The following is a 26,523-nucleotide window of genomic DNA, read 5'->3' as shown; positions in this document are numbered from 1 at the left end:
GCGGATCTGGCCAGGTTTATCAATAAGCACACACAATACGCGGCAGGCGACGTGCAAGACACTGAGGCCGCCCAATAATAAAAAGAACAGGATTGTATCATGAGTTTTGAAGGTAAGGTGGCCGCCATTACGGGGGCGGGGTCCGGTATTGGTCGGGCCTTGGCGCTTGGGCTGGCCTCAAAGGGCTGTTCGGTTTCTGTTAGTGATATCAATGAGGCCGAGTTGGCAGAGACAGTTACGCTGATCGCCCCATATAACGTGGAGGTTCGTTCTGATCCTTTGGATGTGACTGATCGGAACGCGGTTGAAAGTCTGGCCGCGTCGGTGGTGGATCAATTTGGCAAAGTGGATTTTGTGTTTAATAACGCCGGGGTGGCGCTCATTGATCGGGTTGAAACCGTTTCTTATGACGATTTCGAGTGGTTGATGAATATCAATTTCTGGGGAATGGTGTACGGCTCGAAGGCTTTTCTGCCTTATTTTCAACAACAGGGGCAAGGCCATATAATAAATGTTTCCAGCCTATTTGGGTTGGTTGCCGTTCCGGGGCAGAGTGCTTATAACGCTTCAAAATTTGCCATTCGTGGATTTACGGATGCCATGGGCCAAGAATTGAAAGGCACGGGAATTTATGCAACCAGTGTACATCCCGGCGGCATAAAAACTAATATTGTGAAAAATGCGCGTTTTATAAATCCCGGCAGTAAGCATATTAAAAAATCAGATATGGAAACAAGGTTTGCGAAAATGGCTCGCACAACAGCCGATCAGGCGGCCGAGGTTATCCTGAAGGCCGTTGCGCGTAAAAAGAAACGGGTTCTGATTGGTGGGGATGCTCGCTTTTTAGATATTGTTCAGCGCCTGATGCCTGAAAAATACCCGGAGTTTCTGTCATTTGTTTTGAAGTAATATCTGGTAAACATTCGGCATTGCGCGGCCGATATTTGTTTTCAGGAAAGGGGGACTGAAGAACCGTGAAGTGTCTGGCTGTTGTCTCCCATCCGTTAAAAAATAGTCTTTGCAAAGACTTGCTGGATGAAGTTGCCGATGAACTTGAACGTAAAAATCATGAAATCCGGATCAAGGATTTGTATGAAGAAGCGTTTGATCCGGTTCTAACTCGTGATGAACGGGCGAGTTACTACGGTGATGAATATACCCCGTCTGGGACGCAAAAAGATATCGAACAGCTTTGCGAAACGGAGTATCTGGTTCTGATTTTTCCAACATGGTGGTTCGGCCTTCCTGCTATTTTAAAGGGTTGGTTGGATCGGGTCTGGGTGCCGGGGGCTGCCTATGCGCATTCTGTTGATAACAAATCCATTTCACCAAAATTGAACGCGCTAAAAAAGGTTAGAGTAATAACCACGCTTGGCTCTCCGTGGTGGGTTGATCGACTGATTTTGAGACAGCCCGTCAAAAAGGCACTTAAATATGGTGTCGTCGGGGCCTGTAGCCGGGGATGTGATTTTGAAATGCTCTCTTTGTATGATTGTGAAAATCTGACGCAGGACAAGATCAATCGCTTTAAAATACGTATACGACGGTTTCTTTAGAATTTTTGGCCCGCGCATATAGTGACTTGTATTAAATAAGTTCTGTTCAATCATATGGTATGAGGCCGATTTTCGGGTGGGAAAATTGCGTCATTCAGTATAAAAAGGCAGAACACTTGGCAAATAATTAAAATAACGGTCCCATCAAGAGGAAAGTGCTGTGAACGATAGTAAACCATTATCCGGCCTAAAAATTGCTGATTTCAGCCAAGGGGTTGCCGGGCCCTATTCAGCTATGATGCTCGCTCAAGGCGGTGCAGACGTTACAAAAGTTGAACCGCTGGACGGGGATTGGGCGCGTACTCTGGGTACGATGATTGATGATCACTGCGCTCATTCAATTGTGGTCAACTTGGGTAAAAAGTCGATTTCGTTGGATTTGAAGACGGAAGAAGGCTTGAAAATTGCTAAACAGATTGCTGCGGAAGCAGATGTTCTGATTGAGTCTTTTCGTCCTGGTGTTATGGCAAAATTCGGCCTTGATTACGCCTCGGTATCGGCGACGAACAAGAACATCATTTATTTGTCTGTTACCGGTTATGGTCAGGAAGGCCCGTATAATGATCGTCCGGTCACGGACGGAGCTATTCAGGCTTTTTCCGGCTGGATGACCATGACAAAAGATGATAAGGGGATGCCGTTAAAAACAGGAATGGTTGCAGTTGATTTCCTGACCGGTATTTTTGCTTATCAGACGATTTTGAAATCTTTGATCGGCCGGGGTATCAATGGCAAAGGGACGTATGTCGATGCCAGTCTGATGCAAACGGCCGCTGCTTTTCAAAGTGCAAAAATTCTGGAACATCACCTGGAGGGCGGCAAACCGACCGTTTTATATGTGCCTGTCGGAACGGTGGAAACATCGGACGGGTATATTGGCCTTTCTGTTATGCGAGAAAAGCACTACGCGTCTTTATGCGAGGTGCTTGGACGGGAAGACTTGATCGATCATCCGGATTACAATACGCGGGATAAACGGATCGAAAATGAAGACGCGATTATGAAAATTATTCGCGCAGAGTTTTTGAAAAAGAACACCCAAGAATGGTGTCGTGCCCTGACCGAAGCAGGTGTTATTCATAGCCGGGTCAATACCTATGACGATTATCTGGCTGACGAACAGGTTAAAGCTGTGAACAGTTATAACTGGATTGATCACGACGTTGTTGGAAAAATCCCGCTTCCCCGTATTCCGGGTTTTGCCGGTTTTGAAAATGGCGATGAGTTGGCGCATAGCCCCATTGTTGGTGAACACTCAACCGAAATCCTGAAAGGTTTGGGAGTTGAGGATGAACAGATTAAAGCCATGATCGATAAAGGCGCAGTCCTGCAAAAATAAACAGGACAGTATCTAGATGAAGAAAGGGCCTCTTGCGGGGCCCTTTTTATGTCATGGTCAATCTTACTGGCTGCACTGCGCTAAGCCCGCTGCCGACCTCTAATAGCCAGCAATAGCGCAGATTTTTTGCCAGCAGAGAAAGCCGATAAGATGTTGTTTTTGGGTCGCCAAATTCTGCGAGCGCCAGAAATTGGGGGTAGATAAACAGTCTATGCTTTTTTAAGGGTACAGATCCCGAATAAGCTATAAAGCGGGCAATAGCCAACAAGACCGGTAAGCAGGGGTACCAAGCCGATATAGGCCCATGGGGTTTGCGGCCCGATAAAGGCGAGTGATAAAATGCCCAGTCCCACTATTACTCTTAATGCACGGTCAATAAAGCCTTCGTTCTTTATCATAATAGCCTCCAAATTAGGTGTCTTAGAGTAGTCTATGAAAAAGCGAAGGCGGGGTCTGTGACTTAGTCACTTTCAATCTGCGGCGGAGTGACGCAGGGCCTCTCGGTCGACGATTTCTATGCACCCGCGGGACAACGATATCCATCCCTTGCGATCAAACTCTTTCAGGTGGCGGCCGATGACTTCACGGGCTGATCCCAATTCGGTTGCAAGCGTTTGATGGGTTGCATGGATTGTGGCACTGTTTTCTGAAAGTTGCAGAAGTTTATGAGAGAGGCGTGTTTCAATTTTCTCAAATGTGACCTCTTCAATCAAATGAATAAGCGATGCAATCCGGCTGGCATAACTGGAAAATACAAACCGGCGAAATTCGATGGATGCAGCGAGAAGGTTATTGAACGCGGCTTCTGGCAGAAGGAGGGCGCGGACCTCTGTTTCGGTAATGGCCTCTGCATTATATACCTCCCCAGAAAGTAGGCAGGACGTTGTCAGAATGCAGGTTTCACCACCTGACAACCGATACAGAATGATATCGCGACCATGCTGACCGGTTTGCCGAACCAGAACCGAACCTTCTACGAGAATAATAAATTGCCGGGCGGTTGTTTGAGGAGAAAAAATCGTTTGTCCGGCTGGCAATGTGACGGTTTCACAATGGGCGTTCAGCAAGGCCATGTCCTGCGATGATAAATTCGCAAGCGGTGCGATCTCTTTTACCCAATTCATTTTATTGTTCCGTTCTGAGTATGGCGATACAGTTACACTACTACGCCTGTCCCGGAATTTATTCAAGAAAACGGACCATTGGATGAAAGCGCGATAAATGGGTCATATTGGTTTTTCTGATCGGATCTATACAGAATATTGTTTTGGTGTTCTGGCGTTGTGTTGGGCTTGCGTATGGTCGCCGGAATATCTGTTGAAGTCTTCCGCAGACGTATTTTTAAAGGGATTGAGTAATTCAATTCTTGTTTGTCGTTTGAAATTTTTCCGTCCAAAATATCTTTGTCGAATGGTGATTTAGAAAGAAAACATTGCGAAATATCAAGGGTTTGTAAAAGGTTTCTTGTTCAAAGCCAGAGAAAAATTTTATTTGATTGAACAGGTCAAGGATAACACGGATGTTGATCAAGGTGCGGCATTGTCTTTAACTGCGCGCCATCTGTTGATAGAGTTTTTTTGTGATAAGAAGCAATATTCATTTAGTTCGTTATGTGTGGGGAATATGCTCGAAAACGGGTCAACCAAGAGCAAACGAGTGGCTGTGATATATTCGTCGAAGTAAGGTTGATCTGCAAGAAAGTTGAGTGGAATTTCCGCTCTTAACTGAACGGGCTTTGTTTGATGCTTTATTCTTGACCTGGAATAATGTTTTAACAAATAGAACCAGTTTGAGACGGACGTAATGAACAGTAATGGGCGGCATGACAACGCGGGGGCGAGTGTTTAGCCGGGCATTGGGAAGACTTAAAAGGCAGGGGATAAAGAGATCGCGCAAATCCGAAAAATTTTGATCATTATTGGCAGTGCTTTGGTTGTCCTGCTCGCGCTATTTCTTGTGCGGGTTCCCATTGCTCAGTTGACGGTGACAACTTATCTGAAATCCAACGGGTTCCCGGTGGCACAGATTGAAATTGAGGATGTGGGGTTTAACGAAATTCGGCTTTCAAGCGTTGAGTTCGGGCCGGACTTGAGTGTCAAAGAGGCGGCGGCAGGATACTCTATTCCGGCTTTGTTGGGTGGGAAAGTAGAATGGATATCACTGAACGGAGTTTATGCGGATATTTCTGAACTTGCTGGGGGCAGTTTTGCAGCATTCAGGCGGCTTGTCGAACAATCAGCATCAGACAGGGCGGAGGTTGAAACAGAACGTCTCTTTCCGCTTGTTAATTTGACCAATGCAACTGTTGTCCAGCGGATTGACGGACGGCAGTTTGAGGCGATCGTGAATGGGCTGGTGACCAGTGACAACAGATTTGCCGGGCAAATCCGTGCGATGGGGTCCATTGAGACACAGATCGGTCCTGTGCTCCTTGAAAAACTGTCGATTAATGTGCGGGGCGATCTGGCGTCGCTTACAGGACAAGCGGTTATTGAGAACGGCGTTATCCGGCATGAGGCTCCTGTCCCCAAATGGTCTGCCGTTCAGCTGTCGGGACAGGCAACATCGGATGGGGCCGCGCTGAATTTTTATGTCACGACAGGGCTGGGAGAAACGGCCTCACTTTTTCGGTTGCAAGGGACGCACAACATACAGACCGGGGACGGGAACGCGGTCTTTGATATTCAGGATATTGCCTTTGACAAGGAAGGGCTGCAACCTTCTGATCTTTCGTCTTTGGCAAAGGATATACCTCCACTTAATGCCATCGTGTCAAGTCAGACACAGCTCGATTGGTCGTCCAGAACCATCACAGCCATGTCTGATTTTCAGTTTAAAAACATCGAAATGATCGGGCCTGGATATTCATTCCAGTCAAAGTCTATTTCCCTGTCAGCGCGCAGTCATCTGGATTTGCAAAGTTATGAGCACACGGCGACCATGACCGGCCTGAACCAGATCGGAAATATTGTTTATAATGCAGATCGCTTTTCCTTTCAGGGAATGGACCTTCGTGTTCAGGGGGGCGCCGCGGGAAAGCAGTTGGCATTGGAACAATTGAGGGTGACCGTCAGCCATCAATCTAAAACACCTTATTTCGCACCGCTTATTCTTTCGATGACGGGCCAGCGCGCCGGGGACATTTTCTCGATGAAAGGAAAGGTGCTGGATCGTAAAGAGACATTATCGCTTCCTTTTGATGCACAGTATGATTTTTCAAATAATACAGCACAGCTGACGGGGCGTTTTCGTCACAAGACATTTGCGCCTGGTCGTTTACAGCCGGGAGACTTTTCAGCCTATCTTGCTGATATTCCCGGCAAAATAAGTGGGAATGTGGATTTGGATTTCACTGTGAACTGGAATGCGGAAGCAGGCCCGCATTTTAGCCTTCTCACTGCCCAATTGGAGAAGCTGGGGTATCTGGACCGGCATATTAATCTCTCTCCTGTTTCAGCAAAAATTGAAGCAACAGATGTTTCGTTGGCGCAACCATTTCAAGTGGCGGTTACAAATCTGCAAGGTTTTTTGTACGCGTCTGGTGAACGACTGGGATTTCGTGGTGACACCTTGAACGCAGATGTGGCCAAGGGATGGGAAGCCATAAAGCTGAACCTCGGCAAGCTGGTTATATTTCCATTAAAAGGAGCCCAGTTAAAACAGGAAATCGTATTCACCGGCGGTGCAACCATAACCGGGAAAGTCGCCGAGGTTAATATAGAGGCGAGTAACGATTTTCTGGGACCGTTTCTGGCTTTCGAAGGGCAGCACAATCTTTCTGCAGGAACGGGAGCGGGACAGGTCATTCTTAAGCCACTTCGCTTTGAAGAAGAAGGGATTCAACCCTCCGATTTTGTATCCGGAATTGATAAATCCCTAAAGGTGAACGGTACTGTTAGTGCGAAGAGCGCCTTAAAATGGTCTCAATCTGGCGTAAACTCAACAGCAGAATTCGAAATTAGTAACCTGAATATTGCTCAGGAGGCGGTGTCGGTGATCGGATTAAACGGAACCGTCAAAGTGGACGAGTTGTTTCCGTTCACCATTCGCCAAACGCAACAGATTGTTGCGCGGGAAATCGTTTCTGCGGTCACAATCATTAATCCAAGTCTGGAGTTTCGGGTGTTAACTGAAGAGGACCGCCCAATTCTTTATCTTGATGAGATGAATGTGGGGCTGGTTGGCGGAACGGCGGTCATTGAAAATGAGAAGATTGATATTGGCGCAGCTCAGAATAAGGTCATGGTTAGTCTTTCAAATCTTGATCTGGAACAGGTGATGGCCCTTGGTGACGTTGAAGATTTTACCGCTTCGGGCACGTTAAATGGCAAAGTGCCGTTATTCTTTGACGGGGATCGCGTGCTGATTGATGTTGGTTATCTGGAGGCCGCGGGGCCGGGACTACTGCAATTGAAATCCGAAAAAGCCCGAAGTGCCCTAGGAGGAGGGGGAGAGCAGACCAAGCTGTTATTTGATATTCTGGAGAATTTCCGATATTCCGAGTTGAGTATAAAAATTCGGAAGCAGGAAAGCGGGACGGATACAGTGACCCTACATACGAAAGGGGCCAACCCTGATGTTGAAAATAATCGAGCCGTTGTTTTGAATATTAACCTGGAGACGAATTTGGACAAAATTCTAAATACCGTATTGGACGGCTATCGCTTGTCGGAAAAAGCACTCCGTGCTACCGTCGGCAGGAAACGGAAATGAGCAAAGGAAAGTCTGTGGAACGATCAAAACTTGCGGCCCTGTCGATGACTGCAATTGGACTGATGGTTGTCCTTCAGGCGTGTACGCCAACCGTCAAAGTTCAAGCGCCTTCAGAACCGATAACGATTAATTTGAACATTAAGCTGGATGCAGAAGTCCGCCTAAAAATTGAAGAAAATGCGAAAAGCGACATCAAAAATAATCCGGAGATTTTCTAAGATGCGTGAGACGAACACTAAAATCACCCGCAGAAAATTTGGTACCTCTATTCTGAGTGTCAGTGTCCTCCTTACAGGGTTGGCAATTTTCCCTTTTTCTAACGCGCATGCCGATGATCTGGATACTCTTCGCGCCTCGGGCGCTGTTGGAGAGGCGTTTGATGGATATGCGCGCGCGCGCAAAGACAGTGCCGCCGGGTTTGTGTCAGAGGTTAATAGCAAACGCCGTTCCATTTATGTTGCCCGCGCCAAAAGTCAGGGCGTGAGTGCTGAGCAGGTTGGGCGGGTATATGCTAATCAAATTGCCGGAAGTGCGCCTGCCGGAACATGGTTTCTTGCTGAAGACGGAAGCTGGAGCCAAAAATAAACGTTGTTTGTGAAGTTCAGGTGTTAAATCTCACTCGCCTTGTGCGGCTTGAGGCTGTGAAAGGCCATAGGAACAGGAGCCAGTTATGCAATCGGCCCCCGGTTTTACAAACAATCCAGCGCATAAGATTGTGATTAGTCTTTCATCAAAACGATGCCATATTTTCTGTGATGATCAACTGATTGCCTCGACAGAAAATGCGCTTGAATTGGATGAAAGTGGTTACGCGACGCGATATTATATCCCACTGAGTGACTGCACTCAGTCCTTTTTTGTTCCCTCAGATCATACAACTTACTGCCCTTTCAAAGGGCACGCGCGGTATTGGTCTCTTATGGTTGGGGGCAGGAAAATAAAGAACGCTGTCTGGGGCTATGATGCCCCGTTTAACGAATGCGCAGCCTTAAAAGATCATGTCTGTTTTTATACAGAACTAGAAGGTTTTGACCTTCGGGCTGACTGAGGGATCGCAAAGAAGGGCAAATGCCCTGCTGATCTTTGGCAATTTCCCAACTTTGTCGATATTGATTATGTAGTCTATGGGCTGCGGAGAGCCAGAGGGCAGGAGGCGGACTTAAGAGAAACTGCTTAGCGCGGTGATCCTACGAAATGGACTAGGACCCGCTGAAAGCTTAACGAAAAGCGCTATTCAGCGGCTTGGTATCCGGGGCCTGATCGGTAACAAAAAACGGGCGCTTCTTTTGAAACACCCGCTTGATTTTTAGGAGGCAGAACGCCAAACCGATTAGGCAGCCTGACTGAACTCGGCCAATTTCTGGATCAGGATGTCGAGATCTTTTTTCAACTTTTCGAAATTGTCAGACTTTTCGAGTGTTTTTTCGTCCATATACAAATCCCGTCGGATCTCAATCTGTAGGCTGTGCCGATTTTCTGAGGGATTGCTGTAGGCTTTGACAAGTTCAACACCTGCATAGGGTTCGTTGACGGAGACCTGATAACCCAGTGCTTCCAGCGTTGTTTTGGCGACCTCTACAAATGCTGCATCACAGGTCGTTCCAAGGCGATCTCCTAAGCAAAATTCTGGCCGTTGAACACCGGGGCCTTCTTTAGAGGACTCGTTGCTTATCTCCGGCATGGAGTGACAATTGATATGGTAGACTTTGCCATGCTGCTGGACGCTTTGGTCGAGAGCCCCTTTAAGAGTGTCATGATAGGCCTGCCAGTATTGGCTAATTCGGTTTTGGACTTCAGAAACACTAAGCTTTCGATCGTAGATCGCGTCATTAAGCTGATTAACACGCCAGATTAAACCAATTCCAGCTTCTGCTTTTTCACTTTGTGTAACGGGACCGGTCCAGCTGCCCTCAATAATCGAAGTATCGATCTCGTTCAAACCACGATTAACGTCAATGTAGCTTCTGGGAAAATGAGCCCCCATCAAAACAGCGCCTGCACTGGGGGCATTGGCATAGAGTTCGTGGACATAGGTATCTTCTGCCCGGCGCAGGACCATGAAATCCGAGGCGTGATTAAAATCCTCAGGATAGGTAGTCCCACTATGAGGGCTGTCCAAAACAAGGGGAACAGATGTGTTTTTCGGCGCGTTTAAAAAAAGCACGCCCGGTTCGTTGATATCTTGCACGGGTTAATTCTCGTTTAAATGACAGGCAGACTGATGGTCCGCATTGAGGGATTTAAGGGTGGGGATTTCCGTTTTGCAAATTGGTTTTGCAAACGGGCAGCGAGGATGGAAGTGGCACCCACTTGGTGGGTCCAGCGGAGAGGGGATCTCACCTTCGATCGGTGTGAAATCGGAATGCCGGGTATTCAGCCTTGGGATTTCACGCAGGAGCGCTTGAGTATACGGATGATTTGGGTTCTCAAACAATTCTTCTGTGGTCGCAGATTCAACCACACGCCCCAGATACATGATGACAATGCGATCTGAAATATGTTCAACTACACCCAGATCGTGGGAGATAAACAGGTAGGTCAAATCCAGTTGTTTCCGCAGATCCATGAACAGGTTGAGAACCTGTGCCTGAATTGAAACATCCAATGCCGCAACGGCTTCATCGCAAACAATGAATTCAGGTTGGACCGCGAGCGCGCGGGCAATCCCAATCCGTTGGCGCTGACCGCCTGAGAACTGATGCGGATAGCGGTCTTTATAGTCCGGATCCAAACCACAGCGCATCATCACATCATCAAGATATTCTTCAATGTCTCTTTTTTTGACAAGCCCATGGATTTGGGGCGCTTCCCCCAAAATTTCGCGGACTTTCAATCGCGGGTTAAGGGAGGCAAAGGGATCCTGAAAAATCATCTGGATTTTCAGGGCCACTTCTTTGGCCGCGGCACCGCTTAGATCGTCAACCTTTTTGCCTTCAAAATAAATGTTGCCTGCGGTTTGGGGAAGAATGCCCGCAACCATGCGACCAAGCGTTGACTTGCCGCAGCCAGACTCGCCGACCAAACTGACAACTTCGCCTTTTTTGATGCTGATGGACACGTCATCAACGGCATGAACGACTTCTTCTTTAATATCCGAGCCCAGTTTTTGAGCAATTTTTTCTGCAAAGTCGAGTGGTTTAACGAATTTCTTGGAAATATTTCTAATTTCCAGAATGGGTGTTTCCGTAGCTTTATCAGACACCGGAGATCTCCTTTGCACGATGACATCTTACTTTACGGCCATCTTCCAAGATACTGATTTCCGGCGCTATATTGCATTCATCCTGCACGTATTTGCAGCGTTGGCTGAACGCACATCCTGCGGGCAGGTTTAACAATGATGGGGTCATGCCCGGAATTTGATTAAGCGCCTGACCGCGCTTGTTACGGCTTGGAACGGACCCGATCAGCCCTTCACTATAGGGGTGTCTGGGGTTGTCCAAAACCGCATCCACCGGACCCGTTTCGACAACTTTACCGGCATACATGACGCATACTTTGTCGGCAAGACCCGCAACAACTGTCAGGTCATGGGTGATCCAGACAAGGGCTGTCCCGGTTTCCCGGCAGAGTTTCTGTGTTTCAAACAGGATCTGAGCCTGAATGGTAACGTCAAGAGCCGTCGTTGGCTCGTCGGCGATAATCAAATCTGGTTTGTTTAGAAGGGCAATTGCGAAGGCCACCCGCTGACGCATACCCCCTGAAAACTGATGGGGATAGGATTTGAGGCGTTCTTCGGGAGAGGGAATGCCAACCTGACCCAACGCATCTCTAGCGCGGCTGAAAGCCTCTTTCTTTGAGATGTTTTCATGGGCGCGAATGGCCTCAATCATCTGCGTATCAATCCGCAATACCGGATTGAGGGTCATCATTGGGTCCTGAAAGACCATTGAAATTTTTGATCCCCTGATTTTCCGATACTGATCTTCGGAATACTGGGTCAAGTCGTCTCCTTTAAAAAGGATTTGTCCGCCGGTCACTTTGCCGGGCGCATCAACAAGCCCCAATATTGAAAAGCCCGTCACGGATTTACCAGAACCGGACTCGCCGACGAGCCCGAGGACTTCCCCGCGATCTACTGAAAAACTGACATCATTAACAGCGTCAACAATGCCGGCCTTGGTAAAAAACTGCGTTTGCAGGTTTTTGACTTCAAGTGTTGGTACAGAATTACTCATTTTTTCAGCCTCGGATTTAGGACATCTCTCAGCTGATCGCCGACAAGATTGATGCTGACAATTGTGATGAGAAGCGCAAGACCGGGGTAAAAACTCACCCAGTAGTCACCGCTTAGCATGTAATCGAAGCCGTTCTTGATCAAAAGACCGAGTGACGGTTCCGTAATGGGAACACCGATCCCAAGGAAAGAGAGTGTTGCCTCCAATGCAATGGCATGCGCTACCTGAACAGTCCCGACAACAATAAGCGGCGGTGTGCAGTTCGGCATAAGATGCTTGAACACAATACGTCGGTGGTCGATCGCCAGACACGTCGCCGCTTCGATATATTCTTTTCGGCGCTCAACAAGGGCGGTTCCCCTGATTGTTCGGGCGTAGTAAGCCCACTGAACCGCGACCAGTGCAATGATGATTTTATCAATCCCTTGCCCAAGGGCAGACACAAGGATCAATGCGATCAAGATCCCCGGAAAACTCAGCTGCAAGTCGGCTATACGCATGATCAGTGTATCTACGCGTCCACCAAAATAAGCGGCAATCAGCCCAAGTGCACCGCCAAAAATCAATGCAATCAAAGTCGACAGGGCGCCTACGGCCAAACTTGTCCGCAAGCCATAAAATATGCCAGATAACAAATCGCGACCCTGATCATCGGTTCCCAACCAATAGGTCATGGTGGCGCCTTCTGAGCCGGGGGCCAAACGGCCGTCCATGAAATCAATCTGGGTCAGATCATACGGATCTTGCGGGGTGATCCAAGGGGCAAAGACAGCCGCAAAAATAAGGCTGACAAAAACAATAAAGCCAACGACAGCCAGTTTTTTCTCCGCAAATTCAGAGATAAACTGACGCCATGGATTTACGCCTTTTTCTTTTGTGAGGGTCGTTGACATTAGTTGGACCCTCCCAAACGAACGCGTGGATCAAGAACTGAATAAAGAATATCGACAATGAAGTTGATCACAATAAACATTGTTACCGTCAGCAGCAGATAGGCCACCACAACAGGGCGGTCCAGATTGCTGATACTATCGATTAATAGTTTCCCAATGCCGGGCCAGGCAAAAACCGTCTCGGTCACAACAGCAAAGGCAATAACGTTTCCAAGTTCAAGACCAAGAACCGTTACAACGGGGATCATGATGTTTTTAAGCACATGGACACAGATAATCCGTGCATCCGAGATCCCTTTGGCGCGGGCAAATTTAATGTAATCCTGCAAAAGAACCTCTTTTGTGCCGGACCGGGCCAGACGGATCACCAGTGACATCTTGAATAATGCCAGATTAAAAGCGGGCAAAAGGATATGGGATAGCCCTTCCCAGGACAGGAAACTGACTGGAATACCGAACAGGTCTGTTGTTTCGCCCCGACCAGAGGCCGGCAGCCACCCTAAGGAAACAGAAAAGAGCATAATCAGAATAAGACCCACCCAGAATGTTGGGAGGCTGAACCCAAGAATAGAGCCGGTCATGATCGTTCGTCCGATAAAACTATCGTCTTTCAGACCGGCAATCATGCCCAGTGGAACGCCAATAATAACCGCGAGGCCGACCGCAACAACAGCAAGTTCGAGCGTTGCTGGCAGGCGCGTTAAAATTATGTCCAGGGCAGGTGTGTTATGAACAAACGAATTTCCCAAGTCACCACTTAGAGCATTGGATAAAAACAGGCCGTATTGTGTCCATATGGGTTTATCTAACCCAAGGCGGCGCATTGTTTCTTCCTGTTCCGCAATATCGGCTTCAGGGTTGATGAGAATATCCACCGGATTACCGATGGCATATACCCCGGCAAAAACAATAATGGACATCACGAACAGGACGACGACACTTTGCGATAGGCGTCGAATGGTGAAGGCGAGCAAGGGATTTCTCCTGAATTTTAATAAAAACCGGGCTCTGGATATAGAGCCCGGTTTTCAGTACTTGGTCTTAGTTTGCAGACGTAATGCCAGTAGCAATCGTGTACTGGTCTGCCCGCGCTTTGTAGGTCAGGCCTTTGCGATGCGCCCAGGTTGTCACTTCGAAATGAAGCGGCAAAATAGAGTAATCGCTCATTGCCTGACGGCTGGCTTCCTGAAGAATTTTTTCGCGCTTGGCTTCATCAACAGTTGCCAGAGCAGTCAGGATTTTCTTGTCCAGATCAGGGTTGCTGTAGCGGCCACGGTTTGTGCCGCCGAGACCGGTTTCTTTACTGCGTGTGCCGACGAGAGCCCGCAATGGGTTCGACATTTCACCCGTACCGGCGCCCCAACCTGCAAGATAGATTGAAAACTCGTACTTGTTCCGTGTTTTAAAGAAAACACTTTTTGTCATGGCATTGACGGATGTTTTGACGCCGATGCGTGTAAACATCTGTGCAATAACCTGCGCAACCTTTGCATCATTGATGTACCGGTCATTTGGTGTACCAAGAACAAGTTCAAATCCATTTGGATAACCCGCTTCAGCCAGAAGTTTTTTGGCGCCTTCTGGATCATAAGCTTCATGCTTCATACCAGGATTGGTGCCGAAGAAACCCTGTGGCAGCAATTCGCCGGCAGGAACAGCAACGCCGCCCATGATTTTTGAAACGATGGCATCGCGGTTGATGGCTTTTGACAATGCCTGACGAACGCGGATATCAAGGAACGGGTTCTTTTCGCATTCTTTCGACGCGCACGGACCTTCGCCTTCATACTTAGCCGTTGCTTTACCAGTGCCTTTAACACCGTTTGATGTTGGACCGAACTGATCCATGTGCAGGTAAATGACACGGTTTGACAGTCCTTGAGACAGCTCAAATTTTGGATTGGATTTCAGCTTGTCCAGATCCTGCGTTGGTGGTGCTGCAATAAAGTCAACGTCACCCGCGAGCAATGCTGACATACGGGCTGCAGCATTGGTAATCGGCTTGATTACAACTTTATCCCATTCGGTTTTTGCACCCCAATAGTCATTGTTTTTCTCGTAAACCAGACGATCGCCTTTGACAAATTCTGAGAATTTCAATGCGCCTGTACCAATTGTTGCTTTGCCGCTGTTGAAATCAGCAGTGCTTGGGAAGTTTTTAATTCCGCAATCTGCTTTGTCATAGGCAATCGGGCCTGTAACGCCGTTTGCTGCAGCCGACAGAATGCCCCAGTTGGCAAAGTAGGTGGGCAGGAGAGGCGTTGGGCTATCAGTATTAACAATCAGTGTGTAATCGTCAGGTGTTTCAAAGCCGCTGATTGCTTTGGTAAAGCTTTCAAAGCTGGAAGGGCTGTTTGGAACGTTTGGGATACGGCACGCTGAATAAATGACATCAATTGCCTTGAATTCAGTTCCGTCGTGGAACTTCACACCTTTACGGAGTTTAAACTCCCACGTTTTTTCGCCTGTTGGCTTCCAGGATTCAGCCAGAAGCGGGCCGAGATTCTGTTTTTCGTCCTGATTAACCAATGACTCAAATACATGGCGACGGACCGCATTATTTGGTCCCAGATTGTGGTAATGAGGGTCGATGGCGCTTGGCTCAGCGGGCAACCCAATCGTAAGTGTTTCAGCGTGAGAAACGCCGGGTAACGCAAGCGTAACGGCCAAGGCAGCCGCTGCCAGGCCCCGTTTTTGATTAAACATTTTATGCTCCCTGCACAGGTAGTAAAATCCAGTTCTTCTGGATGGTCTCACTTTATAAGACGATCAAAATTCCTGCATTGATCTGACCGCACTCTAGACAAAATTATGCGTATATGTATAGTCCTTTTTTTATCTTATGCATTCAGTGCATACCACCAACAATATAATTAGTCTCATTTTAAGTGAGACGGACAGGGAAAATGCCTGATTTTTCAGCCGGTTTAAACTTCCGCCAGCTCGAAATCTTTAACGCCGTTGTTGAAGAAGGGTCAACCACACGCTCGGCCATTCGTCTGGGTATCTCGCAGCCAGCGGTCAGTAGAAACGTTAATCAGTTAGAAAATGATATCGGATTCGCATTATTCGACCGCGTGGGCGGGCGTTTGGTACCAACAAAATTTGCGTTAAGGCTACAAGCGGAAACAAAAAAAGCCTTTATGGGTATCGAAAGGGTGGTCAAGGATGCGCAGGATGAAGACACCGTGCAAAGCGGTAAAATTCAGATTGCTGCGGTTCCTAGTCTGAGCCTTAGTTTCCTCCCCAAAGCGATCAAAGAATTTATTCTGGACTATCCAGAAGTCTCTATTTCGATTGAAACAAGAACAAGCCGGACGTCGCTTGAGATGCTGGCGAACCAGCGGGTGAATGTGGCGTTGGTATCGATGCCGATTTCTCATCCTGGCGTGAAAATGGAAATACTGGATTCGCCAAAAGCTGTGTGCGTAGTTCCCAAAGAACACCGATTGGCAAAAAAAGAAATCGTGGGGATAGAGGATCTGATCGGCGAGAACCTAATTCCAATGATGCAGGGCCATAATTCCCGCCATCGTCTGGAAGAGTTGTTTGCCGCAGAGGGCTATCTGCCAAAGTTCAAGCTGGAAACGTCAACCATTGAAATGGCCTGTGTTTTGGTGGAGCAGGGGCTTGGCATAACAATTGTGAACGAAATTACGGCCGCACGGCATCGCCGGTTTGGTGTAGAGCTGATACCGTTTAAACAGTCCATGAATTATGCTTACGCCTTCGGATTTCCAGCAAAACATCCACCCTCGGAAATCACCCGAATATTCGTCACATATGTCAAAGAATATGTGAAAAAGAACTTCAATAATTAAAACTGTAAATAGAAAGCAGAACCATGAGCAATCCAGAAGTACCCAAATTTGACGTTGAATTGCAGGCCCCGGATATCAGTGCCTATAAAGAGGGAAATACGGGTATCGACTATATTACGACCTATGATTCAGGGGTGGATGGTCCTCATGTGATGATCAGCGCCGTTGTTCATGGAAACGAGCTTTGCGGTGCAATCGCAGTAGATCATTTGCATAAACAGAAGGTGCGCCCGCTTCGGGGTAAATTGACGCTTGCCTTTATGAATGTTGCGGCTTTTCACAGCTTCAACCCGGAAGACCCCACTAAATCCCGATTTGTTGATGAAGATTTCAACCGGGTTTGGACCGCAGAGACGCTGGACGGGCCGCGGGACAGCGTCGAGTTGAAGAGGGCACGGGAAGTGCGTCCGATTGTTGATGCTGTAGATTTCGTTCTCGACATTCATTCGATGCTGATTTCGCCCGCCCCGTTGATGATGGCGGGGCCCGTCGCGAAGGGCCGTAAACTTGCTAAAGATGTTGGTTTGCCAAAATTCGTGATTTCTGATGCGGGCCATAAAAACGGTACTCGCATGCGGGATTATGGGGACTTTATTAATCCCAATAGTCCAAAAAACGCGTTGCTTGTTGAGTGCGGAACTCATTGGGCTGCTGAAACCGGCGCGTTGGCGATTAAATCTGCCTATCAGTTCCTGCATGTATTCGGCATGATCTCTGACGATCTGCTCAACGCCTTCGGCCCGACCGCTGATGATCTACCCAAGCAAACCTTCGTGGAGGTAAGTGGTCCCTATACGGTTCAAACAGATGATTTCCGATATGCTGACGCTTACGAAGGCATGGAAATTCTGGAAAAGGCAGGCACAGTGATCGGGTATGATGGGAATGACCCGGTCGAAACCCCGTATGATAATTGCGTGATGGTCATGCCCTCGCTGAATATCAAAAAAGGGGAAAGCGCTGTTCGGTACGGTAAAGTACTGGATATGTAAAAGACCCTTCCAGTATTAGTGGTTTAGCGTTCAAGCGGCGGGATGAAGTTCCGCCGCTTTTTTATTGTTGAACGCCCTGTTTTTCAGGTGTTGCGGCTCGTTGAGAAAGGGTGAGGGGGGAAACTTTCACAAAACTGTAAGAATTATTATTGACATTCATCAGATGAATTTGCATCTTATTCATCAGATGAATTTTGAATTTCTGCTGAAAAACGCATAAAAATAAGGTTTAAGCGGATAATCGTTCAAAATTAGTCAGATGAATGTGTGTGTGATTCTTGGGGCATCAGATGAATTTACATATGGAAAAACCGCTTCAAGCAAGAGTTCAGGATGCGATTATTGATTTCATCTCGGACAAAAAGCTGACAGGTGGGGACCGGTTGCCAACTGAACCAGAGCTTCAGGAGCTTTTGGGCGTGGGTCGCTCTACATTGCGCGAAGCGATGGCCAACTTGGAATCCAAGGGAATTCTAGAGCGAATTCAGGGGAAGGGCACTTTCATTCGTCAAATTCCTATTTTGCTTGAAAATGGATTGGATGAATTGCGATCCGTTTCAGAGCATATCCGATCTGTCGGCGCCACCCCTTCCACCAGTCGTTTGGAAGTTACATTTTTGGCGGCGGATGAAGCGATTGCTGAAAAGCTGCGGATTGAGGTTGGGGACGAAGTTGCAAAAATCGAGCGTGTGCGTCGTGCCGATAAAGCATTGGCGGCCTATTGCATCGATATCGTGCCCAAAAAGCTATTACCTCAGGTAACCGAAGAAGAGTTCGCGGGATCGTTGTTTGAGTTATTCGATGACCACGATCGCATTGTTTCCCATGCGGAAAGTGTCCTCCATCCCACGGTATTGACCCGCCGTGACCTTCCTGAACTTAAAAGTGAAATCGGACTCTTTCTGCTTTTCGATGAAGTTTTTTACGACAGTCGGGGCGTCGCGCTTTGTTATAGCAACGATTATTACAGCGCTGACATTTTTGATTTTCGAATTGTTCGTCGTCGTTAACAACAGAATTAAGAGGCAAAATTCAGTATGGAATATCGTCAACTGGACATAAAGACAGCGGCAGAATATGTGCGGGACCTCCCGGAAATGCAGGATCTTTTTACGGATTTTGAGGATTTGGACATTCAGGAAGTCGGGGATGGAAATCTCAACTTCGTGTTTATTGTTACCAACCGGAAGACCCCTTCTGAAACAGTGGTTTTAAAGCAGGCGGTTCCTTTTCTGCGGGTTGTTGGCGAGTCTTGGCCCTTGTCCCGTGAGCGGATGCAGTCTGAAGTCAGGGCGCTGAAATTTCAGGAAAGTATTTGCCCAGGTCTGGTCCCCAAAATTTATCATTCGTCTGATGATATGTCCTTGGTCATCATGCAGAACCTGAACGAGCATGAAATTATCCGTGGGTCGATCATGAAGGGAACTGTGTTTCCAGAACTTGCCGACCATGTTTCCACTTTTGTTGCGCGCACTCTTTTTTATTCGTCGGACCTGTATCTGGGACATGACGAAAAGAAAAAGCAGGTTGGCGAGACCATCAATATTGAGCTGTGTAAGATCACAGAAGATTTTGTCTTTACCCATCCATTTGAAGACAACGAAACCAACGAATATAATCCGGCTTTATCAAAAGAAGCCATCGACCGGATCCAACGATCTGCGGATGTCCGCGCCGCGGTCGGCGAGATGAAATACGCCTTTATGACAAAAGCCGAAGCGCTGCTTCATGGTGATTTGCATATCGGGTCGATCATGGCCAATGAAGAAGAAACCTACATCATCGACCCTGAATTTTCATTTTATGGGCCCATGGGCTTTGATTTAGGGGCAATGATCGGAAATCTGTTTCTTGCCTATTTCTCCCATGATTATCGCCAACGGAAAATGGGAAATGATCCGTTTGAATATCGCCAGTGGCTGTTGCAGTGCGCCGAACAGGTTTGGAACGGATTTGAAGAGAAATTTCTCGCATTATGGCGGGCCCATGACGAAAATCAGGGAGCAAGTTTCTTTGGCAAAGACTTGAACGACGACTGTGCAGAAGCGTTCCGTCAGAAATTTATGAAGCGATTGTTTGCAGATATGATCGGTTTCGCTGCTTGTAAGATGATGCGCCGTATTGTCGGCCTCGCCAAGGTCGCGGATATAGCAGATATCGAAGATCCTGTAGAACGGGCAAAAGCAGAAGAGAATGCCCTTCGCATGGGCGCTGAAATGGTTGTTCGCCGTAATGAGTTTGCATCGTTTGAAGAGCTTGCATTGCTCGCCATTGAAATCTCTCCTCTTTCCGGGGGAGCAACCCCGTCATGACGGATCAAAAAGGGATCCAGGTCCGCAACATCGGGAAAAGCTTTGGCGCAACACGGGCGTTGGACAATGTTTCGTTTGATTTTAAACCGGGCGAGATATTCGCCATGGTTGGTGCAAATGGGGCCGGCAAATCAACTTTGATCAAGATTATCTGCGGCTATTATCCAGACTATGAAGGTGAAATCCTGATTGACGGTAAACCGGTCCGATTTTCCTCGCCGCATGATGCTACGTCCAAGGGGATTGCAACGGTTCACCAAATCATCAATCAGGGCGTTGTCCAGACAATGACGGTCCGTGAAAATCTTGCCTTGGCCGAACTGTTGTCTAGCGAGGGCAGTTCTGTCTGGTACCGACCAAAGCAAATTGATGCCCGCGCTCGCGAAATTGCCGAGAAAATGGGCCTTCAAGGGATCGATTTTGATCAGGAAGTCTCAGAGCTTGAGCAAAGCGAGCGACAAATGATTGCTATAGCCCGCGCCTTGGCAACTGATCCTAAACTTCTTATTTTGGACGAGCCCACATCTTCCATCTCGGAACGTGAAACGGAGTTTTTGTTTGAGACACTGTTCCGGCTAAAGGCGATGGGGGTGAGCATTTTATATGTGTCCCACCGTTTGCATGAAATTGAACGGATAGCCGACCGGGTCGGGGTCATCCGGGATGGGCAATTTGGTGGCGTGTTGGAGCGTCCCTTTAATGTTAAACAGATTGTCACCACAATGGTGGGCGAGCTTGAACAGGATATTGAGCGGCATTCGCCTGATATTTCGGCTGAAAGTGTACCTAAGCTTGAAGTCCGGGATCTGGTTGTTGAAAAAGGTCAGGCGCCCCTAAATCTAAAAATCTTCAGTGGGGAGATCGTCGGTATTACGGGCTTGATCGGTGCGGGTAAAAGCGAGTTGGCAAATGTCCTTTTCGGGCTTGTCGCGCCAGTATCCGGTGACATTCTGATTGACGGCGTTTCAATCAAGAACCGATCTGTCTCTGAAGCAATCGAAAACGGTATTTTCATGGTGCCAGAGGACCGCGCAAACAACGCAGTCGTGCCTGATTTCTCAATTCGCCAGAATATAACGCTTCCCTTTCTAAAGAAATTTTTCTCCAACCCGTTGGGCTTGCTTCGGCATGGTTTTGAAAGCCGAGAGGCAATCCGAATGGTCCAGTCCATGGGGGTGAAATGTGAAAGTGAAACCACAAATATTGGGGATCTTTCCGGCGGCAATCAGCAAAAGGTCGTTGTGGCTCGTTGGTTGCTCACTGATTTTAACCTTCTCATTCTGGACGAGCCCTTTCAAGGGGTGGATATTCGGTCCCGTCATGACATCAACGCCTATATCCATGCCAACCGGGGCGACCGGGCCATCCTGATGCTTGCCGCGGATCTGGACGAGGTTCTTGAGGTGGCTGATCGCGTTGTGGTGATGAACCACGGTCAGATCGTTGGCGAACAACATATTACAAAAATTGATCGGGAAGTGTTGCTGCACTGGACGTCTCAGTCCCCCGAAGATCTCAAATTGCAGGCCTAGTGGAGTAATCATGGAAAAATTAACATCCTTTTCCATCAAGTACGGATTTATCATTGTTATGATCGCATCCTTTATTGGATTTGGTCTGGCCGAGCCTGCATTTTGGGGCTGGCATAATTTGTTTTCGATCCTGCTTGGTGTGACCATTTATGGGATATTGGCCTTGGGCGTCACCTTTACGCTTGTTACGGATGGGCTTGATCTATCTGTTGGATCAACCGCCGCTATGTCGGTGATGATGGCCTCTTATTGCATGGTTGTTTTGGAAATGAGCGGTCTGTCCGCTTTATTTACCTGTCTTGCAATTGGCGCCCTGATCGGGTTGGTGAACGGCTTGCTGATCGTAAAGATTAAGATCCCGGATCTACTGGCGACCCTTGGCACAATGTTCCTTATTCAAGGCTTGCAGTTGATCCCATCAGGGGGGCGCTCCATCGGTACAGGGATGATGCTGCCCAATGGCGATGAAGCAATGGGTGAGTTTTCCGAGAGTTTCCTTTACTTGGGGCAGGGACGGGTTTTCGATTTAATCCCAACGCCGGTTATCTTCATGATCGCCCTTGCGCTTGTTGTTTATCTTGTGCTTGAGCATACCCGGTGGGGCCGCGTTTTTTACGCAATTGGCGGGAATTCAGAAGCAGCCCGCCTGGTTGGGGCAAACGTCGATCGTTATAAGATCATGGCTTATGTCCTATCTGGTTTGATTGCCTCTTTCGGCGGCGTATTGCTGGCGGCCCGTGTGGGGCGCGGCGATGTTTCAAGCGGGTCTGGTCTTTTGCTGGATGCAGTCGGTGCGGCCTTGATCGGCTTTGCCGTACTGGGGGCGCGTAAGCCGAATGCATTTGGAACCATCGTTGGTGCAATCTTTGTGGGCATGTTGCTAAACGGCTTGACCATGCTGAATTTACCCTATTTCTGGCAAGACTTTATCAAGGGCTGTGTGCTTGTTTCCGCGCTCGCCTTTACTTTCAGTCTGGCCAAACAGCGTTAGTAAAAAGATTAAAAAAATCAATTGAGGAGGAAAACATGACAGTAAAAGGCACGTTGAAGACCCTAGGTCTTGCCGGTGGATTGGCCGCTGGTTTGATGGGAATTGCAGGAGCCGCCGATGCTCCGAAACCCTTCGATGGATCAAAGAAAGTCCATATTGCTCTGATCCGCCAGATGGTGGAAGGCGAGTTTATGCAGATGTATCAGGCCGGTGCTGATCGTCAGGCTGAACTAATGGGCGTGAAATTGACCACATTTGGTAAAAATATGGACAATCAGGCACAGGCGAATTTCGTCTATCAGGCCATTAATATGGGCGTCGACGGGATCATCATTGACCATGGTCTGACTGAAACCATGAAAAAACCGGCTGCCGATGCGGTTGCCAAAGGTATTCCTGTCGTTGCTTTTGATGTTGATTTGAAGCATCCTGAGATTAATCAGATTGCACAGGATGACCATCAGCTTGGAGCGATGTCACTCGAGGCCATGCTGCGTGACTACAGTGGTAAAGCGAATGTTGGTTATGTTTATGTTGCCGGTATTCTGCCTTTGGACAAGCGCCATGTAAGCTTTGAGAAGGTGAAAAAAGAAAACCCTGGTGTTGTGGAAGTTGCACGCACGGGAACACTGGAATCTCCGTTTTCCGTCAAAAATGCGGAGCAGGTAAAAGCCGTTCTTCGGGCAAATCCAAACATCAATGCGTATTTCGCGCCGTTTGATGAATTTGGTAAAGGCGTGATTATGGCGCTCGAAGAAAATAACATGACGGATAAAGTTAAGGTCTATACTGCGGATATTTCAACACAGGATATTCAGTTGATGATTAAGCCTGGTAGTCCTTGGGCGGCAACCGCGGCAACAAACCCTGCGGCAATTGGGGCCGTTAGTGTTCGGGCGATTGCCAAGAAAATTGCTGGTGAGGAACTGGAACATGACATCACAATTCCGCCCATGCTGTTTACTCAGGATATGCTAAAAGAAGCAGGTGTTAAGAATATGAAACAGTTGCGGACCAAATTTCCGAAATTCAACCATGTTGAACGGGCGACAGCGCCTTGGATACCTGTTGATAAAAAAGGCTTGTTTTAAAGCCTGACTGCGGGGCGGTTTCGATATAACCGCCCCATACTATATTATTATTTTTTTTGTCCGATGAATGCAGGAGACATCAGTGCTTGATACAACATTGATAGCCGAAACTTTACCGAGAGCTGTAACCTGGAGCGATGGAGAGCTGTATCTGTTGGATCAGACTCTGCTTCCCCAGGAAACCGTTATGGAAAAACAGGAAACAGCCGAACAGGTTTGGGAATCCATTCGCGTGCTAAAGGTGCGTGGCGCTCCTGCCATTGGTGTCGCGGGCGCCTATGGCTTATGTGTTGCCATGAAAGGGTTTCAGGATCTGGGGCTTACTGACTTCATCACTGAAATGGAGAAGCAGGCAGCTTATCTGGACAGCTCCAGACCTACCGCCGTTAATTTGGGGTGGGGGTTGCGACGTATGGTTCGTATTGCCAAATCTGCCGAGGTTACTTCTGCCGCAGAACTTTATAAAGTACTGGTGACCGAAGCTGTTGCCATCCACGAAGAAGATAAGCGTCTTTGCCGGGGAATGGGCAATAATGGTGCCCCGCTGATCAAAGAAGGTATGGGCATTCTAACCCATTGTAACGCAGGCTCTTTGGCAACGTCTGAGCTGGGGACTGCTACTGCACCCATGTATGTCGCCCATAGTCAGGGTGTCAAATTTCGCGTTTATGCGGATGAAACCCGGCCCTTACTGCAAGGGGCGCGGCTGACCAGTTGGGAACTTCAAAAGTCAGGGATCGATGTAACTTTGATTACCGATAATATGGCGGCCCATATCATGTCCCAGGGACTGATTGATATGGTGATCGTCGGGACAGACCGTGTTGCCGCGAACGGTGATGTTGCTAATAAGATCGGCACCATGGGCGTTGCCATTTTGGCAAAACATTTTGGCATTCCTTTCTATGTCGCCTGCCCATCCTCTACAATTGACCATGACACACCAACAGGTGCGGGAATTCCAATCGAAGAACGTGAAGATCATGAGGTAACAAATTTCGGAGCCCGTCGGACGGCTCCTGAAAATATCAAAGTGCGCAACCCGGCGTTTGATGTGACGCCGAACGAACTTGTTGCCGGATTGATTACGGAAAAACAGATCATTACCGCGCCCTACACAGAAAATATTAACAGAATTTTCGGGCAGGGCTAACGATGTCGGATACTGTCTTGCGTGAAGAATTGCTGGATACAGCATTACAAATGAACGCTGTCGGGATCAATCAAGGGTCAGCGGGAAACGTAAGTGTTCGGACCGATGGGGGGTATCTGATTACACCGTCAGGGATGCCTTATGATGAATGCTCTTCTGCGGATATGGCTAAAATGACCCTGTCGGGAGACGCTACTGGTCCGCGTAAACCGTCCAGTGAATGGCGGTTTCATCAGGATCTGTATAAGGCCCGTGAGGATGCACAGGCCATCGTGCATGTGCACTCCACCTTTGCAACGACCCTTGCCTGCCTTGGAAAAGAAGTCCCTTCTTTTCACTATATGGTGGCCGTTGCAGGGGGGAAGACCATTCGGTGTGCGCCGTATCATACGTTCGGCACCCAGACACTGTCTGATTATGTGGTTGAGGCAATGGTCGACCGCAAGGCCTGCCTGATGGCTAATCACGGTATGATTGCAATTGGACCGAGCCTGAAAAAAGCGCTGGCCATGGCCGTTGAGGTGGAAAAGCTCTGCGAGATCTATTGGCGGGTCCTGCAACTTGGTGGCGGAAATATGATCGAGGATGCTGAAATGGATCACATCCTCGAAAAATTCCAAAGCTATGGGCAATTCACTAAGAAAGAAGCTGCCGTTTAATCGGTTATTGGGACATTGAGGGGGTTAATCTACCGGCAAGTTCGTCCGCGAATTTGTGATTAACGTCCCGGTGTCCGGCTTCGTCCTCGCGGACGGCCAGCACAACATCGCGCAAGCGTGCCGTTGCAGGAAGGTTCCAATAGTCGATCGCTATTTGCGGAGCGGGCACATTTTCGTGCCTCCCTTCGTCAATTTCTTCGAGATACCGAGTATAGCTGATAACAGCTTCTTCTTCAAAATAGCCAACAACCCTATGGGCCGTTTTAGGTGCCAGAAGATACAAAAAGAAAAAACAGTTATAGAAGACAGCCTGAACGCTCATGATCAGAAATCGCTCGAAAAGGGACGGTTTTGCGATCTGAACAAATGTCATCAGATGCATTCGCTCGTTCTCTGCCTCATCTAATAAGGTTTTGATCCATCCCTGATCGTTCTGAATATGGCGGATGGCTTTCAGATGCTGAAGCAGCCCACCTACCATTCCAGGGACCGCTGCGACTGTCTCCAGAACAACGGCCCGGTGACCATATTGTTTGCGGAAAAACAGGTCGGCGCAGAAGCGCAAAAGCTTTACGAAGGCAAAGGCAAACTGATCGCTGGCACCGGAAGGTTTGACATGAACGTCCAAATTAACACCGTCCATTTTCGTCATGGTGATTTCCTTTCACACTGTAACGTGTTTTCATCCATAAAGAGTATATGGTGAGAATAAACGGACGTGCACTGTGGCAAGTGGACGCATCAAACAACTCAGGTTACTGTGAATGATACACGGTCCAGCCCAATAAAAAAAGAAAGAGGGGGTGCACATGAGCGGGGAATTTTCTGGAAAATCAGTGTTAGTAACAGGCGGGGCGTCTGGTATCGGCAAAGCGACGGTTTGCCAGTTTTTTGAACAAGGCGCAAATGTCCTTGTGACCGACATCAATGAAGAAGATGGCCGGGCATTGGTGGATCGCCTTGACGAGCCCTCACGGGTTCAGTTTTTCAAGCTTGATGTTGCTTCGGAAAAGAACTGGGAAGATGCAATCGACTTTCATAAAGCGACTTTCGGGCGCCTTGATATTCTGGTCAACAGTGCCGGAATTTCTATCGATAAGCCGCTTGAAGAAATGCCATTGAAGGACTGGCAGTTTCAAAACTCGATAAATCTGGATGGCACTTTTTTGGGGGTTCGAAACGCTATTCGCGAGATGAAACACGAAGGGGGAGCCATTGTGAACATCGCGTCGATCCTTGCGGATGTTGGCTTTTTTGGGGCAACCGGATATTGCGCCGGAAAGGCAGGAGTGA

General features: G+C 48.1%; 26 protein-coding genes. 17 read left to right on the top strand and 9 right to left on the bottom strand.

Translation table 11 applies throughout. The features are described 5' to 3' along the window. Positions 1–96: 96 nt before the first annotated feature. The 3 genes from ACJAYR_RS15710 (at position 97) to ACJAYR_RS15700 (ending at position 2,895) form a co-directional block, all read left to right on the top strand. Positions 97–909: an SDR family NAD(P)-dependent oxidoreductase gene (locus ACJAYR_RS15710; RefSeq protein WP_415237482.1), complete on the top strand. Its 813-nt coding sequence runs from the start codon at positions 97–99 to the stop codon at positions 907–909. 65 nt (positions 910–974) lie between these two features. After that, the gene (locus tag ACJAYR_RS15705) at positions 975–1,556 is read left to right on the top strand and encodes an NAD(P)H-dependent oxidoreductase (protein WP_415237481.1); all 582 of its coding nucleotides are present in this window, start codon (positions 975–977) and stop codon (positions 1,554–1,556) included. A 160-nt stretch (positions 1,557–1,716) separates the two neighbouring features. After that, on the top strand, positions 1,717–2,895 hold the full coding sequence (locus ACJAYR_RS15700) for a CaiB/BaiF CoA transferase family protein (protein WP_415237480.1): 1,179 nt from the start codon (positions 1,717–1,719) through the stop codon (positions 2,893–2,895). Between the two features lie 209 nt (positions 2,896–3,104). Here the strand turns inward: ACJAYR_RS15700 and ACJAYR_RS15695 are convergent, their stop codons facing one another. Continuing rightward, a complete protein-coding gene (locus ACJAYR_RS15695; RefSeq protein ID WP_415237479.1) occupies positions 3,105–3,293 on the bottom strand; it encodes a DUF2892 domain-containing protein in 189 nt (62 codons plus the stop codon). Positions 3,294–3,365: 72 nt separating this feature from the next. After that, on the bottom strand, positions 3,366–4,019 hold the full coding sequence (locus ACJAYR_RS15690; RefSeq protein WP_415237478.1) for a Crp/Fnr family transcriptional regulator: 654 nt from the start codon (positions 4,017–4,019) through the stop codon (positions 3,366–3,368). Between the two features lie 784 nt (positions 4,020–4,803). Between ACJAYR_RS15690 and ACJAYR_RS15685 the strand changes: the two genes are divergently transcribed. The 4 genes from ACJAYR_RS15685 to ACJAYR_RS15670 all read left to right on the top strand — a co-directional run bounded on the left by ACJAYR_RS15685 (position 4,804) and on the right by ACJAYR_RS15670 (position 8,656). Beyond that, positions 4,804–7,608, top strand: a complete 2,805-nt coding sequence (locus ACJAYR_RS15685) for a YdbH domain-containing protein (RefSeq protein ID WP_415237477.1) — start codon at positions 4,804–4,806, stop codon at positions 7,606–7,608. Continuing rightward, a complete protein-coding gene (locus ACJAYR_RS15680; protein WP_219821735.1) occupies positions 7,605–7,826 on the top strand; it encodes a YnbE family lipoprotein in 222 nt (73 codons plus the stop codon). Before ACJAYR_RS15685 ends, ACJAYR_RS15680 begins: the two co-directional genes overlap by 4 nt. 1 nt (position 7,827) lies before the next feature. Continuing rightward, positions 7,828–8,193: a YdbL family protein gene (locus ACJAYR_RS15675; RefSeq protein ID WP_415237476.1), complete on the top strand. Its 366-nt coding sequence runs from the start codon at positions 7,828–7,830 to the stop codon at positions 8,191–8,193. Between the two features lie 85 nt (positions 8,194–8,278). Continuing rightward, positions 8,279–8,656, top strand: a complete 378-nt coding sequence (locus ACJAYR_RS15670; protein ID WP_415237475.1) for a DUF427 domain-containing protein — start codon at positions 8,279–8,281, stop codon at positions 8,654–8,656. Between the two features lie 282 nt (positions 8,657–8,938). Here ACJAYR_RS15670 and ACJAYR_RS15665 read toward each other — a convergent pair whose 3' ends face one another. The 6 genes from ACJAYR_RS15665 to ACJAYR_RS15640 all read right to left on the bottom strand — a co-directional run bounded on the left by ACJAYR_RS15665 (position 8,939) and on the right by ACJAYR_RS15640 (position 15,385). After that, positions 8,939–9,796, bottom strand: a complete 858-nt coding sequence (locus tag ACJAYR_RS15665) for an N-formylglutamate amidohydrolase (RefSeq protein ID WP_415237474.1) — start codon at positions 9,794–9,796, stop codon at positions 8,939–8,941. A 3-nt stretch (positions 9,797–9,799) separates the two neighbouring features. Next, positions 9,800–10,810, bottom strand: coding sequence for an ABC transporter ATP-binding protein (locus ACJAYR_RS15660; RefSeq protein ID WP_415237473.1), 1,011 nt, complete (start codon positions 10,808–10,810; stop codon positions 9,800–9,802). Continuing rightward, positions 10,803–11,786 (bottom strand): ABC transporter ATP-binding protein, encoded by a 984-nt coding sequence (locus tag ACJAYR_RS15655; protein WP_415237472.1) that lies wholly within the window; start codon positions 11,784–11,786, stop codon positions 10,803–10,805. The genes ACJAYR_RS15660 and ACJAYR_RS15655 overlap by 8 nt, the downstream gene beginning before the upstream one ends. Beyond that, positions 11,783–12,679 carry an ABC transporter permease gene (locus tag ACJAYR_RS15650; protein WP_415237471.1) on the bottom strand — a complete coding sequence of 299 codons (897 nt, stop codon included), beginning with the start codon at positions 12,677–12,679 and terminating at the stop codon, positions 11,783–11,785. The genes ACJAYR_RS15655 and ACJAYR_RS15650 overlap by 4 nt, the downstream gene beginning before the upstream one ends. Beyond that, positions 12,679–13,653, bottom strand: coding sequence for an ABC transporter permease (locus ACJAYR_RS15645; protein ID WP_415237470.1), 975 nt, complete (start codon positions 13,651–13,653; stop codon positions 12,679–12,681). Before ACJAYR_RS15645 ends, ACJAYR_RS15650 begins: the two co-directional genes overlap by 1 nt. A 67-nt stretch (positions 13,654–13,720) precedes the next feature. After that, complete coding sequence (locus ACJAYR_RS15640; RefSeq protein ID WP_169545733.1) at positions 13,721–15,385, bottom strand: ABC transporter substrate-binding protein; 1,665 nt, start codon at positions 15,383–15,385, stop codon at positions 13,721–13,723. 200 nt (positions 15,386–15,585) lie between these two features. Here ACJAYR_RS15640 and ACJAYR_RS15635 point away from each other — a divergent pair, with 200 nt between their 5' ends. From ACJAYR_RS15635 to ACJAYR_RS15595, 9 genes are all read left to right on the top strand, one after another. Continuing rightward, complete coding sequence (locus ACJAYR_RS15635; RefSeq protein WP_415237469.1) at positions 15,586–16,500, top strand: LysR substrate-binding domain-containing protein; 915 nt, start codon at positions 15,586–15,588, stop codon at positions 16,498–16,500. A gap of 23 nt (positions 16,501–16,523) precedes the next feature. Continuing rightward, positions 16,524–17,492: a succinylglutamate desuccinylase/aspartoacylase family protein gene (locus ACJAYR_RS15630; protein ID WP_415237468.1), complete on the top strand. Its 969-nt coding sequence runs from the start codon at positions 16,524–16,526 to the stop codon at positions 17,490–17,492. A gap of 290 nt (positions 17,493–17,782) precedes the next feature. After that, complete coding sequence (locus ACJAYR_RS15625; RefSeq protein WP_415237467.1) at positions 17,783–18,502, top strand: GntR family transcriptional regulator; 720 nt, start codon at positions 17,783–17,785, stop codon at positions 18,500–18,502. Positions 18,503–18,529: 27 nt separating this feature from the next. Next, a complete protein-coding gene (gene mtnK, locus ACJAYR_RS15620) occupies positions 18,530–19,804 on the top strand; it encodes an S-methyl-5-thioribose kinase (protein WP_415237466.1) in 1,275 nt (424 codons plus the stop codon). Beyond that, positions 19,801–21,336 (top strand): sugar ABC transporter ATP-binding protein, encoded by a 1,536-nt coding sequence (locus ACJAYR_RS15615; protein ID WP_415237465.1) that lies wholly within the window; start codon positions 19,801–19,803, stop codon positions 21,334–21,336. The genes mtnK and ACJAYR_RS15615 overlap by 4 nt, the downstream gene beginning before the upstream one ends. A 10-nt stretch (positions 21,337–21,346) precedes the next feature. Next, positions 21,347–22,327 (top strand): ABC transporter permease, encoded by a 981-nt coding sequence (locus ACJAYR_RS15610; RefSeq protein WP_169545727.1) that lies wholly within the window; start codon positions 21,347–21,349, stop codon positions 22,325–22,327. A 35-nt stretch (positions 22,328–22,362) separates the two neighbouring features. After that, the gene (locus tag ACJAYR_RS15605) at positions 22,363–23,418 is read left to right on the top strand and encodes a sugar ABC transporter substrate-binding protein (RefSeq protein ID WP_415237464.1); all 1,056 of its coding nucleotides are present in this window, start codon (positions 22,363–22,365) and stop codon (positions 23,416–23,418) included. An 82-nt stretch (positions 23,419–23,500) separates the two neighbouring features. Further along, positions 23,501–24,571, top strand: coding sequence for an S-methyl-5-thioribose-1-phosphate isomerase (mtnA, locus tag ACJAYR_RS15600; RefSeq protein ID WP_415237463.1), 1,071 nt, complete (start codon positions 23,501–23,503; stop codon positions 24,569–24,571). Positions 24,572–24,573: 2 nt separating this feature from the next. After that, positions 24,574–25,230, top strand: a complete 657-nt coding sequence (locus ACJAYR_RS15595; protein WP_415237462.1) for a class II aldolase/adducin family protein — start codon at positions 24,574–24,576, stop codon at positions 25,228–25,230. Between the two features lie 4 nt (positions 25,231–25,234). Here the strand turns inward: ACJAYR_RS15595 and ACJAYR_RS15590 are convergent, their stop codons facing one another. Beyond that, positions 25,235–25,882 (bottom strand): alternative oxidase, encoded by a 648-nt coding sequence (locus ACJAYR_RS15590; protein WP_415237461.1) that lies wholly within the window; start codon positions 25,880–25,882, stop codon positions 25,235–25,237. Positions 25,883–26,039: 157 nt separating this feature from the next. Here ACJAYR_RS15590 and ACJAYR_RS15585 point away from each other — a divergent pair. Further along, on the top strand, positions 26,040–26,523 hold a 484-nt coding region (locus tag ACJAYR_RS15585), incomplete at its 3' end, for an SDR family NAD(P)-dependent oxidoreductase (RefSeq protein WP_415237460.1).

Origin of the sequence: Sneathiella sp. (assembly GCF_047631475.1) — a bacterium.
GTDB lineage: Bacteria > Pseudomonadota > Alphaproteobacteria > Sneathiellales > Sneathiellaceae > Sneathiella.
Note: the sequence above shows the minus strand (reverse complement) of the source record. Positions and strands in the feature narration are given on the sequence as shown.

Excerpts from the sequence above, each read along its gene's own strand:
- ACJAYR_RS15695 (WP_415237479.1), bottom strand. The coding sequence starts at position 3,293 with ATGATAAAGAACGAAGGCTTTATTGACCGTGCATTAAGAGTAATAGTG.
- ACJAYR_RS15690 (WP_415237478.1), bottom strand. The coding sequence starts at position 4,019 with ATGAATTGGGTAAAAGAGATCGCACCGCTTGCGAATTTATCATCGCAG.
- ACJAYR_RS15680 (WP_219821735.1), top strand. The coding sequence starts at position 7,605 with ATGAGCAAAGGAAAGTCTGTGGAACGATCAAAACTTGCGGCCCTGTCG.
- ACJAYR_RS15675 (WP_415237476.1), top strand. The coding sequence starts at position 7,828 with ATGCGTGAGACGAACACTAAAATCACCCGCAGAAAATTTGGTACCTCT.
- ACJAYR_RS15670 (WP_415237475.1), top strand. The coding sequence starts at position 8,279 with ATGCAATCGGCCCCCGGTTTTACAAACAATCCAGCGCATAAGATTGTG.
- ACJAYR_RS15655 (WP_415237472.1), bottom strand. The coding sequence starts at position 11,786 with ATGAGTAATTCTGTACCAACACTTGAAGTCAAAAACCTGCAAACGCAG.
- ACJAYR_RS15650 (WP_415237471.1), bottom strand. The coding sequence starts at position 12,679 with ATGTCAACGACCCTCACAAAAGAAAAAGGCGTAAATCCATGGCGTCAG.
- ACJAYR_RS15640 (WP_169545733.1), bottom strand. The coding sequence starts at position 15,385 with ATGTTTAATCAAAAACGGGGCCTGGCAGCGGCTGCCTTGGCCGTTACG.
- ACJAYR_RS15635 (WP_415237469.1), top strand. The coding sequence starts at position 15,586 with ATGCCTGATTTTTCAGCCGGTTTAAACTTCCGCCAGCTCGAAATCTTT.
- ACJAYR_RS15630 (WP_415237468.1), top strand. The coding sequence starts at position 16,524 with ATGAGCAATCCAGAAGTACCCAAATTTGACGTTGAATTGCAGGCCCCG.
- ACJAYR_RS15625 (WP_415237467.1), top strand. The coding sequence starts at position 17,783 with ATGAATTTACATATGGAAAAACCGCTTCAAGCAAGAGTTCAGGATGCG.
- mtnK (WP_415237466.1), top strand. The coding sequence starts at position 18,530 with ATGGAATATCGTCAACTGGACATAAAGACAGCGGCAGAATATGTGCGG.
- ACJAYR_RS15615 (WP_415237465.1), top strand. The coding sequence starts at position 19,801 with ATGACGGATCAAAAAGGGATCCAGGTCCGCAACATCGGGAAAAGCTTT.
- ACJAYR_RS15610 (WP_169545727.1), top strand. The coding sequence starts at position 21,347 with ATGGAAAAATTAACATCCTTTTCCATCAAGTACGGATTTATCATTGTT.
- ACJAYR_RS15605 (WP_415237464.1), top strand. The coding sequence starts at position 22,363 with ATGACAGTAAAAGGCACGTTGAAGACCCTAGGTCTTGCCGGTGGATTG.
- ACJAYR_RS15595 (WP_415237462.1), top strand. The coding sequence starts at position 24,574 with ATGTCGGATACTGTCTTGCGTGAAGAATTGCTGGATACAGCATTACAA.
- ACJAYR_RS15590 (WP_415237461.1), bottom strand. The coding sequence starts at position 25,882 with ATGACGAAAATGGACGGTGTTAATTTGGACGTTCATGTCAAACCTTCC.